At 60.8% G+C, this 11791-nt stretch carries 9 protein-coding genes; all 9 read left to right on the top strand.

All coding sequences use genetic code 11. The features are described from left to right. Positions 1–2 precede the first annotated feature (2 nt). The 9 genes from KJA79_RS22100 (at position 3) to KJA79_RS22060 (ending at position 11791) form a co-directional block, all read left to right on the top strand. The gene (locus KJA79_RS22100; RefSeq protein ID WP_213044275.1) at positions 3–950 is read left to right on the top strand and encodes a GDP-L-fucose synthase family protein; all 948 of its coding nucleotides are present in this window, start codon (positions 3–5) and stop codon (positions 948–950) included. 155 nt (positions 951–1105) lie between these two features. Beyond that, a complete protein-coding gene (asnB, locus tag KJA79_RS22095; protein WP_213044274.1) occupies positions 1106–3004 on the top strand; it encodes an asparagine synthase (glutamine-hydrolyzing) in 1899 nt (632 codons plus the stop codon). Positions 3005–3100: 96 nt separating this feature from the next. Then, positions 3101–5215, top strand: a complete 2115-nt coding sequence (locus tag KJA79_RS22090) for an alginate lyase family protein (RefSeq protein ID WP_213044273.1) — start codon at positions 3101–3103, stop codon at positions 5213–5215. Positions 5216–5230: 15 nt separating this feature from the next. Then, on the top strand, positions 5231–5791 hold the full coding sequence (gene cysC / locus KJA79_RS22085) for an adenylyl-sulfate kinase (RefSeq protein ID WP_246507869.1): 561 nt from the start codon (positions 5231–5233) through the stop codon (positions 5789–5791). 38 nt (positions 5792–5829) lie between these two features. Next, positions 5830–7251, top strand: a complete 1422-nt coding sequence (locus tag KJA79_RS22080) for a lipopolysaccharide biosynthesis protein (RefSeq protein WP_213044272.1) — start codon at positions 5830–5832, stop codon at positions 7249–7251. Between the two features lie 42 nt (positions 7252–7293). Further along, positions 7294–8370, top strand: a complete 1077-nt coding sequence (locus KJA79_RS22075; RefSeq protein ID WP_213044271.1) for an NAD-dependent epimerase/dehydratase family protein — start codon at positions 7294–7296, stop codon at positions 8368–8370. 139 nt (positions 8371–8509) lie between these two features. Further along, entirely contained in the window at positions 8510–9823 is a 1314-nt protein-coding gene (locus KJA79_RS22070) for a glycosyltransferase (RefSeq protein WP_213044270.1), read from the top strand. 47 nt (positions 9824–9870) lie between these two features. Then, positions 9871–10653 (top strand): O-methyltransferase, encoded by a 783-nt coding sequence (locus KJA79_RS22065; RefSeq protein ID WP_213044269.1) that lies wholly within the window; start codon positions 9871–9873, stop codon positions 10651–10653. A 10-nt stretch (positions 10654–10663) separates the two neighbouring features. Continuing rightward, on the top strand, positions 10664–11791 hold the full coding sequence (locus tag KJA79_RS22060; RefSeq protein WP_213044268.1) for a sulfotransferase: 1128 nt from the start codon (positions 10664–10666) through the stop codon (positions 11789–11791).

Here is an 11791-nt window from a genome sequence, read left to right as displayed (position 1 = left end):
CAATGGACAAGCATGCGCGAATTTTCATCGCCGGGCACCGGGGCATGGTCGGGTCGGCGATTCTGAGGGCCCTCACGAAGCGGGGATACGACAATCTGGTTGTCCGCACCAGCAAGGAACTGGATCTCCGCGACAATGCGCGGGTGGCCGCGATGTTTGCGGAGGTCAAGCCCGAGTACGTCTTTCTCGCGGCAGCCAAGGTGGGGGGCATCCTGGCCAACAGCACGCTGCCAGCGGAGTTCATCTACGACAACCTTGCGATTCAGACCAATGTCGTCCATCAAGCCTATGTTCATGGCGTCAAGAAGCTGCTGTTGTTGGGCTCGTCCTGTATCTATCCCCGGGACTCGCCGCAGCCCATGAAGGAAGAGTACTTACTCACCGGTCCCCTCGAACCGACCAATGAATGGTATGCGGTGGCAAAAATCGCGGGGATCAAGATGTGTCAGGCCTATCGGCGGCAATATGGATGTGACTTCATCGCCGCCATGCCGACGAATCTGTATGGCCCGAACGACAACTTTGATCTGCAGCATTCCCATGTGCTGGCGGCGCTGCTCCGGCGCTTCCACGAGGCGAGGGAAGAAGGGCGGCCGCCCACGCTGTGGGGCACGGGAACGCCGCGCAGGGAATTCCTCCATGCAGACGATTGTGCGGAAGCCTGTCTCTTCTTGATGGATCACTATTCCGATCCCATGATTATGAACGTCGGTGCGGGGGCGGAGATTACGATCGCCGAACTGGCGACCATGGTTGCGGAGGTGGTCGGCTATCGGGGCGACATCCACTGGGATCGGACCAAGCCGGACGGCATGCCGCGAAAACTCATGGATTGCAGCCGCATGACGGCGTTGGGATGGACACCGAGGATTCCGCTACGGGAAGGCCTTAAAGATGCCTACGCGTGGTACCGACAGCAGGTGGGCGCCACGCCGGAACGTTCTCTCTGACCACGCACGGCTGAGCTGGGTGACCGGCTGGTAGGCGTGTGACGGGACCAGAGACTGATTCTGCTGCCGGTAGGTCTTTTCCGCAACGGTTGCGACCGGTGCCTGCCTGATAGGGGTTTCCTCATCATCGTCCGCAATAGGGTGAACAGGTTGTTATGTGTGGTCTAGTCGGGGCGCTGGTCTTCGACCAGAGTTCCTTCCGCCTCTCCGAGTCCTATCTGACACGCATGCGCGACAGTCTGGCGCATCGGGGGCCTGATGGTGCCGGACTGTGGATCGATCGGGACCGCCGGATGGGTCTTGGCCATCGACGGCTGTCGATCATCGACCTGGCCGACGCAGCGGCCCAACCGATGCCCAACGAAGACGAGACGCTGTGGGTCGCGTTTAATGGGGAGATCTACAATCACGCGGCGATCAGGCGCGAGTTGAACGAGTCGGGCGGCCATCGTTGGCGAACCGACCATTCGGACACAGAAGTCATCCTGCACGCGTTCGAGACCTGGGGTATCGAAGGGCTGGCGAAGTTTCGGGGGATGTTTGCCATTGCGCTGTGGGATACGCGCCGCCGGGAATTATGGTTAGTTCGGGATCGCATCGGGGTCAAGCCGCTGTACTATAGCCTGCATCACGGACGACTCACGTTCGCGTCCGAGATCAAGGCCTTGTTGGAAGATCCCGACCAGCCGCGCGCGCTGCATGAAGACTCCCTCTTTCATTATCTGTCGTTTCTCACGACACCGGCTCCGCAAACCCTGTTTGAGGGCATCAAAAAGTTACCCGGCGGAACCTGGCTGCGGGTGAAGGCTGACGGCAGTATGGAGGAACGCCGGTACTGGGATGTGTGGGACCACACCACCCCGCTGATCGGGCATTCGGATGCGGACTTGGCGGCCCTGGTGTTAGAGAAACTGCGGGAGTCGGTGGCGCTTCGCAAAGTCAGCGACGTCCCCGTCGGCGTGTTCCTGTCCGGCGGGATCGACTCCAGTACCAACGCCGCGTTGTTTTCGCAGGGCGAGGCCCGGCCGGTTCGGACCTTCACGATCGGGTATGACGCCGAGTATCCCAGTTACCGCAATGAACTGAGTCACGCGCGATTCATGGCCGGGCAGGTCGGCGCGGATCATCATGAGCGACTGCTGTCGTTGGACGATCTGATCGAGTTTCTGCCGCGCATGGTCGCGTTGCAAGATGAGCCGATTGCCGATCCGGTCTGTGTGCCGGTGTATTATGTCTCGGAGCTCGCGCGCCGGCACGGCGTCATCGTCTGCCAGGTCGGGGAGGGAGCCGATGAACTGTTCTGGGGCTACCCGGGGTGGAAAACCTTCCGGAGGCTGGAGTTGTGGAACCACTGGCCGGTGCCCTCGCTGTTCAAGCGGATGGGGCTGCAGGGATTGCAATGGATCGGTCAGGGCGAGACGTTTCATTATGAACGGTTGCGGCGTGGTTCGCTCAAGCAGCCGGTCTTTTGGGGCGGGGCGGAAGCCTTCCCCGAAGCCCTGAAGCAGCGACTGCTGTCTCCGCGCTTGCAGAATCGGTTTCGGGGGAGGACCTCGTGGGACGCCATCCGACCGATCCATGAACGGTTCACGAGCCGGGCCTGGGAACAGGGGCCGCTCCAGTGGATGAGTTATCTGGATCTGAATTTCAGACTGCCGGAACTGTTGCTCATGCGGGTCGACAAGATGAGTATGGGCGCCGGCCTCGAAGCCCGGGTGCCCTTTCTCGATCATGAATTCGTGCAACTGGCGTTGAGTATTCCCGAGGCGGCGAAAACGCGAGGCGGAGTCGTCAAGACGTTGCTGAAGCAGGCCGTGCGCGGGGTGATTCCCGATGCCATCATCGATCGTCCGAAGCAAGGGTTCGGCGTACCGGTGCGTGAATGGATGCAGGGGCGTCTGGGGACGTTCATGCAGGCGCGACTGTCGGAGTTCTGCGATCAGACGGATATTCTGGATCGGGCTGCGGTACTGCAACTTGTACAAGAACAACGTGATCCTCGCGGCTGGTATCTCTTCAACCTGGCACTCTGGTGGAAACACTATCTGGCGTAGCCGGTTCATTCGACAGCAGCCGATGACCAACTTGTCATCTTACGACCCGGCCTGCGCGGAGTGTCCCGGTCCCGTCTCCTTTGCCCTCGGTGCCGAATGATCATTGATCCTCCCATTAGAACAGGCGATCGAATCCGCGCGAAGCTGCAAGGCGTGGGTTGGTACGCCACCCTTCGCATGGGCATGCTCAAGGGAATACGGCTCCTGACTAGCCGATGGTTCCGGAAGCAGCAGGCGAGGCGGTCCTATCGAGTGGATGGACGAGTCCTCACGGCTGCGCTCGACACAACGCCTGATCAACTCGACAGGGTGATGGCGCGGCTGAAGACGGACCTGGGGAGCCGTCTTCCTTTCGACCCGGCGCAGCTGCCGGCGATGCGGACCTACTACCGGGAGCAGGCGGCCGATGAACTGGCTGCCGTGGTCGAGTCTGCAGAGCAGGTCTGTCACCATGTGTGTGATCTGTTGGGATCGGGGCCGGTTTTCCTGGGCGATCCGATCGATTGGCATCGGGACGTAAAAAGCGGGTACCGGTGGAGGTCAGATGTCTATTGTTCAGACATCCCTCACGGGCAGGGAAACGGGGCCGATATCAAAGTTCCCTGGGAGCTGTCTCGGGGGTACCATCTCGTCCTCCTGGCTCAGGCGGCGCAGTTGACCGGCGAGGAGAAGTACGCACGTGAATGTATCGCGCAGATGACCGCGTGGATCGAGGCCAACCAACCGGGGTACGGTGTCAACTGGGCCTGTCCGATGGATGTGGCGATCCGGGCGGTGAACTGGCTCTGGACCCTCGCCATGGTGGTCGACCATCCGCTTGCGGCTAACGCCTGGCTGTCTGACGTTGTTGCTACGTTGGTCGCGCACGGTCGCTTCTTGATGGAAAATCTGGAGTTGCGCGACGACGGCGTGACGGCCAACCACTATCTGGCGAACGTGGTTGGATTGCTCTATCTGGGCTGCTGTGTGAAGGAGCTGCGCGAGGCCGGGCAATGGCGGGATTTTGCGGTCCGTGAGTTGGTACGTGAAATGGACCGGCAGGTGCTGACGGACGGCGTGCACTTCGAATCAAGCGTGTCCTATCATCGCCTGGTGACGGAATGTTTTCTGTCGTCGGCAGCGCTCTGCCGTCGCCACGGGGTCGAGTTGCCGCCGGGGTTTCACCGTCGGCTTGAGAAAATGTGTGATGTGGTCGCGGGATATACGAAGCCGAATGGGCTCGCCCCGCAGATCGGCGACGGCGACAATGGCCGCCTGCATGTGTTGACCGGGTATAGCCGTCGTGATGTGCGGGATCACCGGCATGTATTGGGACTTGGCGCCTGGTACTTCGACCGTGACGACTGGCGAGCGGCCGCGGGGTCTTCCTGGATTGAAGGGCTGTGGTTCGGGGCTGGACCGGGGGCGAAGCCGGTTCCGGCGACGGGATTGAGTCGCACGGTCGCCTTTCCTTTCGGCGGGTTCTACATTCTGCGGCACGAGCGGAATTACATGCTGGTGAATTGCAGTCCGCCCGGCACGAACGGGGTGGGCACCCACAAACATAACGACCTGCTCTCCGTGGAACTGCACATCGGCGGGGAAGATATTCTTGTGGACCCTGGTTGTTTCCTCTATACTTCCGACCCGCAAGCCTATAATCGTTTTCGCAGCACTCGTGCGCACTCCACCGTCACCGTGGATCAGGCGGAGCAGAATCGGTTGATTCCCGGAAAACTCTTTTGCCTACACCCGGATAGCCGCGTACAGGTGTTGCAGTGGGAACCAGGGGGGCCGGTTGAACGGCTGGTGGCGGAGCATGATGGGTACGAACGGCTCTCCCACCCGGTTCGGCATCGGCGAGAGATCGTCGTCGATCGGTTGAGTGGGACGTGGCAGGTGACCGACCGGCTGACCCCCCGTGATGGTCGTCCCCTGTCCCATCATGCGGAGTGGACGTTGACGTTTGCTCCTCACTGTTCCCTGCTTCCCGCGAGATCAGGATGGCACGTGTCCACTCCTTCCCAGCGCCTTTGGTTGGAGGGGCCGCAGCTGTTGTCCGGAGGCAAGGCTATCACTCCGGCTCCTCACCTCGAGGAGGGACTGGTTGCCCCTCAATACGGCCGGGTGCAGCCCGCTCCGGTGTTGCGTTGGTCTTGGGACGGGGTTCTTCCGGTGGAGAGCCGTGTGTCGATTTCGCGCGCCGGGCGAGACGGGGCTGGTTCGTCATGAGACCGATTCTGAACCATGGCAGTTGAACGCATGAAAGCGCAGACCATCTGGTTGACGGGATTGCCGTGTGCGGGAAAGACGACCCTTGCCAACTTGCTGTTTCGCAGTTTGCTGGAACAGGGGGTGACGAATGTCGAGGTGTTGGACGGCGATGTCGTGCGCACCCATCTTTCCAAAGGATTGGGATTTTCGCGGGCGGACCGCGATACGAATATTCGACGGATCGGGTGGGTGTGCCGGGTCCTGACCAAGCATGGTGTCTGCAGCATCGTCGCCGCCGTATCGCCGTTTCGAGCCGTGCGGGATGACGTGCGCGCCATGGTCGAGCAGGTCGGCGGTCCCGGGTCCTTCGTGGAGGTCTGGGTGCGCTGTGGCGTAGAGGAGTGCATCAGGCGTGACGTGAAGGGCATGTATGCCAAAGCTTTGCGGGGTGAAATCGAGCAGTTCACGGGGGTCTCAGACCCATACGAAGAGCCGCTCAAGGCGGATGTGGTGGTGAACACCGGAACGGAAACTCCCTCGGAGTCGGTGGATCGAATACTGGAGGTCATTCATCGTGCGGCATCCTCACGCTGACAGGCGTCGTCCACTTACCCGCAAAGGGCCGATCGGTTGTGGATAGGAGTTTCCTGTGGTTTCTGCTTCCGCCGCTGCTCCAAACGGTGTTGGGCGTCGGTGTGATGGTGCCCCTCACTACGTATTACCTTGATCCGGCTGATATCGGTACGGTCGCCATTCTGACTTCACTGGCCATGCTCGTGACGCCGCTGGCCTCGACCGGCGACAATTGGGTGTTGTCGACCCACTGGCATGCCACATCGGTATCAGGCCGGAAGGAGTTGTTGTTCACCCTCCTGCTTGCCAATGTGGGCATGAAAGCCCTGTGGATTATCCTGTTCTGGTGGCTCTCGCCTTTCGTGCTCCCGCATGCCATTACCGACTATCGTCCGGAGCATCAGCAGTATTTTGGACTGGCCTTACTCGGGGTGCTGGCCGGGGCCTTGTGGGTCACGTTGAGTTCGCTGATGGTGATCGAGCGGGCGCCTGTGAGCCATGCGGTGAACGAATCCCTGCAATGGCTGGCCGGTGCCGGCACGACGTTCGTCGGCCTGACGGTGGCACATATCGGCGTGCTGGCACTGTTCCTGGCTCCCATCGCCGCTGGGCTGATGTCGGCCCTGCATGGCCTCTGGTACGCGGCCGGAAAATTGTCGCCTCGTTCCAGCCTTCAGTGGGGAAAGGAAATCGTGCGGAGCGGCATGCCGGCCATTCCGTTCAGCCTGATGGACGTCGTGGGCAACAGCTTGGACCGGTTCGTCATTCAGCGCTGGCTGGATCTTGCGACCTTGGGCGTCTATGCGCATTCGCAAAGTTATCGCGGGATGTTCGTGACGGTGACGAAAGCCTATTCACGGACCGTGACGCCTACCTTTTTGGAATTGTTTGCCGGAAATCCTCGTCAGTCACAGCGGCAAGTTGAAGAGATGGTGTCGCTGTGGTACCTCTGTGTCACGGCGGGGGGCATTCTGGTCATTCTGTTTTCACCGGAGGTGATCCACCTGTTGACGCATGGCAAGTTCGATCAGGCGGCGCAGTTGGTGCCGATCTGGTTTCTTCTGATGTTCGCACACAGCACGGCCATTCCGTATACGCAGTATTTGCTCACGGCGCGGAAGAACGTCCTCCTATCCTGGACATCCATCCTCATGAGTGCGGGAACCATGGGGCTGGTCTGTCTTGCCACCTGGCAATTCGGGGTGATCGGGGCGACGAGCGCCGCGGTGTTCGGCGCGCTGGCCCTGCACGGGATGCGATGCGTCCTGGCGCGTCGGTTCGGGTGCCCTTATGGGATCGAACCGGGAATGCTCTGGGGTGTTGGCGTCATAGTCCTCGTCTATGTGGTCAGCCGGCTGATCGATATTCCGCTGTTCGTCAAGGTGGTGATCGGCATCCTGATAGCCGGTGTGGCGCTCATACAGATCCTGAAGCGGGTCTCGGTTCAGCAGCTGTTGACTGCGATGGTGCCGTCGAAATGAACGGCCTCGGAGTGCGGCGTGGGACGGGTGCGGAGGTATGCCATGGGTAAGCGACTGCTCATAACGGGCGGCGCGGGATTTGTGGGATCCAGTCTCGCGCTGTTGTTTCGTGAGGCCTACCCTGATTGGCACATCATCGCTCTCGATAATTTGAAGCGGCGCGGGTCGGAGTTGAACCTGGAACGCCTTCGTCGTCACGGCATTCTTTTCTGCCATGGAGACGTTCGCAACCGCACCGACCTGGAAGCGGTCGGCCGGCTGGATACGATCATCGAGTGTTCGGCGGAGCCATCGGCCCTTGCCGGTCTCGATGGGGACGCTGCATATGTCGTGGACACGAATCTGGTCGGCACCATCAACTGTTTGGAATTGGCCAGGCGGCATCAAGCGGAGCTGGTGTTTCTGTCGACCAGCCGTGTGTATCCCTATGAGGCATTGAACGCCCTGCCCTGTCGGGAAACGGCGACACGGTTCGAGTGGAAACTGGATCGGGGATGTACGGGTGTCTCCTTGCAAGGCGTCGCGGAGGATTTTCCCCTGGCCGGGGCCAGAACGCTCTACGGGGCAACGAAACTGTGCGCGGAACTGCTCATCAACGAATATGTCGCGTCCTATCACCTCCGCGCTGTCGTGAATCGCTGCGGCGTTCTTGCCGGTCCCTGGCAGATGGGCAAGGTTGACCAGGGGGTAGCCGTGTTGTGGGTTGCGCGACACCATTTCGGAGGCCCCCTGTCCTATATCGGATTCGGTGGGACCGGGAAGCAGGTGCGGGATTTTCTGCATGTCGAGGATCTCTTTGAGTTGCTTCACGAGCAGTTGCGCAATGTGGACGCGCATAGTGGACAGGTGTACAACGTCGGCGGCGGACCAGATGGGAGTCTCTCGTTACGTGAGCTCACTGAGCTCTGCCGGCGTGTGACGGGGAAGACGATTCCCATCGGTTCGGAGACGGAGACCAGGCCGGGAGACGTGCGGATCTATCTGACCGATACCTCGCAGGTGCGTGCGGCCGTTGCCTGGAAGCCCCGCTGGACGGTGGACCGCATCGTCGAGAGTATTGCCGAGTGGATTCGGGATCACGAGCAGGCGCTCCGACCCATCATCGGGAGCGGCATTTAGCAGGATGTTGAACAAGTCCGCCAGCGTTGTTCTCGCATCGCACAGAGGCTCCACGTACGGCGCCGAGTACGCTTCACCTCTGGGAGACAGGATCGGCAGTTCCAGTTCAGGATGGAATCGATTAAGGAGCGGGTAGGTCGTGCGGGTCGCATTCATTGTCCAGGGGTTGCCGGGTGAGGGATACCACGGCGGGGCGCTGACCTGCTGGGCCATCGTGAGGGCGCTGATTCGATCGGGCCATCAGGTCTGTGTCATCAGCCTGTTCGATGTCACGAGCGACAATCCCTATCTGGCTTCCCGCGAGCGGCAAGAGGCGGCATTGCGCGCGGAGGGGGCTGAAGTCGTCGTCGTAGAGTATGCCATGGCATCCTTGCTCGGTCCGCGCGGGGGAGGCCCTGTGTCCAAACTGGGACGTTGGTTCGGACGACTGAGCGACGACTCGAAGGGCTTGGCCTATGTCATGCCCTGGGTGGCGCTGGCGGAGAAGGTTCGAGTTGCGATGGGGCCGCGACCATTCGATGCCTATCTCTGCTACCACTTCGATGCGCTGGCGGCCGTGCATCCATTGCGGCTGTCGCCGCTACTGGCGGCGGTCGGCGACCTCTGGCACTTGCCGGCGTATTTTCGTTGGAGGGATAGCCCGGTTTCCTTGGCGAAGTATTCGACCCGTGGTGTGAAGGTGGCGCTGGAGTCTCTGATGGGTCAGCGGGCCATGTCGACGTTGCTGAAGCCGACCCAGTCCTGTGGGGCATTCGCCGGCCACTATGCCGAATGGCTCAAGACGCATGGCTCTCCGGGCGTGCACTATTTCAGGACGCCGGTACCGGATGTGACGGGGGCCCAGTGGGAAGCATTGAGAGAAGCTGCCCATCGGCGCCGCGATTCGAAAAAACCTCGCCTGTTGGTTATCGGGGATCTGGCGACGACCTCGACGTCGTCCGGCCTGCGGGCTGTGGCATGGTCCGTCCTTCCCCGGTTGATTAAGCAATTCGGTGAAGATGGTTTTGAACTGCGTCTGGTGGGAGGCGGGAGTCCGCCACCGGAGCTTGCCCAGGCCTTCAGACATCCGGCAGTGCAAGTGGTCGGGCGCGTGGTCCCGGCAGATCCTGAATTTCTGGCCGCCGACCTCATGATTGTCCCGACGAATATTCCGTTGGGCATTCGTGTGAGGGTGGTGACCGCCTGGTCGTTCGCCTGCCCCATCGTCGCCCACCGGGCGAATGCGGCAGGGATTCCGGAGATGCAGGACGGCCAGAATTCGTTACTGGCGGATACCGACGCGGAACTGGCCGATGCGGTGTCCCGCGCGTTGGGAGACGAGGCCTTGCGGCGGAAGCTGTCGATGGGGGGGCGTCAGACATTCGAGACATGGTTTTCTGAAGCCGTGGCTGGGCAAGCCATCGTCGACGAGTTGGAGGCGCTCGCGGGGGGCCGCGCAAGGAAGGCGAGCTGAGCCGGTGTGCTCAGGTCACAGTCTGCTGACACAGGAAAGAGGTGAGGGTGAAAAACGGATTGGGAGCTCGAATTGGGCAGGGGCTGGCGTCGTTCCTACCGCAGACCGTCTGTCGTGCGTTCGCGAATCGGCTGAGCGAAGAGAATCCACAGTTGTTATTGGAGGCCCTCGGGCCGCGACTGAACCGGGCGCCCTCCTTGGATAGCATGGCGTTCGATCTGCCGGTCAATGGCCCGCTTCAGTTCGAGGACCTGGCAGGGCTGTTTGCCAGTACGTCGCTCGATCACGGGGTGATCGCGATGACGGTTCGCCAGACAGCCTATCTGTTCGGGCTGGTACGTCGAATGAACGCCAGGAAGGTCATTGAAATCGGTCGCTACAAGGGCGGCTCGACGCTCACCATCGCCGCCGCCATGAACGGCCAAGGACAGTTCTGGTCGATCGATATCGGCGAGAAGGAGGCGCGTTTGCACCAGCGTGGCGTGACGCGCTCGTTCGATGACGAGATTCGTGACATCTGCGCACGGTTCGGACTGCCCGTGACCTTGCTGGTCGGAGATTCGCGTACGATCGAGGTCGAGACCGGTGAGGTCGATCTCGTGTTCATCGACGGCGATCACACCTACGACGGCGTGCGCAATGATTTTGAACGCTTCGGGCGTCGCGTGCGCATCGGCGGAGCGGTCCTGTTCGATGATGCCTGCGATGAAGTCATGTTCCGGACCCACTCGGAATCCGTCGGTAAACTATTGCGCGAGATAGTGGCGGAGCCATCGTTTCGTCTAGTGAAGTCGGTGAATCGGTTGGCGCATCTGGAGCGCGTTTCGTAAGGAGGCAGTCGTGTTGGTCGGCATTTTTGGCGCGGGTCGCAACGGGTCGTCGCTGCTCATGCGGCTGCTGGACGGCAGTCCGGGGTTGTGGATCTATCCCATCGAGCTGAATTATTTGCGCACCTTTGCTCCACGTACCCTCAAAGGAGCGGTCAAGCAGACGTTGGCTGCCTGCGCACCGATGCTGCCTCGACAGGCGGTCGACGCGTTCGAACACCGTCGTCGGCGATTGGTCGGTACCTGGGCGGCCGAACAATTGCAAGAATTGAAAGAGACCTACGTAGATAAACTCGTGCAGCCGATTCCGGTCGCCGAAGATCCGCTCCAGGCCATTGCCCGGCGGATGACGGGTGATGTATTGGGGGATCTTGAAGCGTATCTGGATGTCATCCGGTCCTGTTATGACGAGCGCCCTCTTCCCTCACCTCCCCACTTGATGTTCAAGTCGATCGAGGTCTCGGATCTCCCCCGCTACGGGCGCCTGTTCCCCCAAATGAAGTTCATCCACATCATGCGGCACCCCTATTCCAACTACAGCTCTCTCAAACGCACGGACATGGTGCAGAAGCAGAAGCCGTTCTGGTACCAGGGGGGCGACATTCTCCGCTTGCAGTTGGAATCCCGTTGGATTCCCCATGCGCAGTTTGCGTTGCAGGGGCTCGCCGCCGAACCGTCGAGACACCATGTGGTGCGGTATGAGGACCTGTGCGAGTCCCCCTCACGAATCGTGACGGACATGTGTACCTGGTTGGGCGTCGCTCCACCGGAGGAGCCGACGATCCAGACCGTGTTGGGCGGAAAACATCTCAAGGCCCTGCCGAGTAATCCCAGTTTAAAGGGGGTCGATACGCCGGCGCAGGTGGTGTCCGATATGGCAAAGCAATTCGGCTACGACGAGATTCTCACCGAGCGCGAGCGCCAGTTGATTCTCTTCCGGACCTTTGATCTGGGCTGCCGACTGGGATACTTTTCCACCGCCGACAAGGCGCAGGTGCCGGGTAGATTCCGTCTGTTTCTGGATTGGTTGGCTCCGGATCAATGGGAATATATGAACGCGTCGTCTCGACCTCGCTTGGTGCGAGCATTGTTGGAACGACGGCTGTATCTCTGTCGCAAGCTGCTCTCCCCCTTGGCATAG

This window comes from Nitrospira defluvii, assembly GCF_905220995.1.
GTDB classification, from domain to species: Bacteria; Nitrospirota; Nitrospiria; order Nitrospirales; family Nitrospiraceae; genus Nitrospira_A; species Nitrospira_A defluvii_C.
Note: the sequence above shows the minus strand (reverse complement) of the source record. Positions and strands in the feature narration are given on the sequence as shown.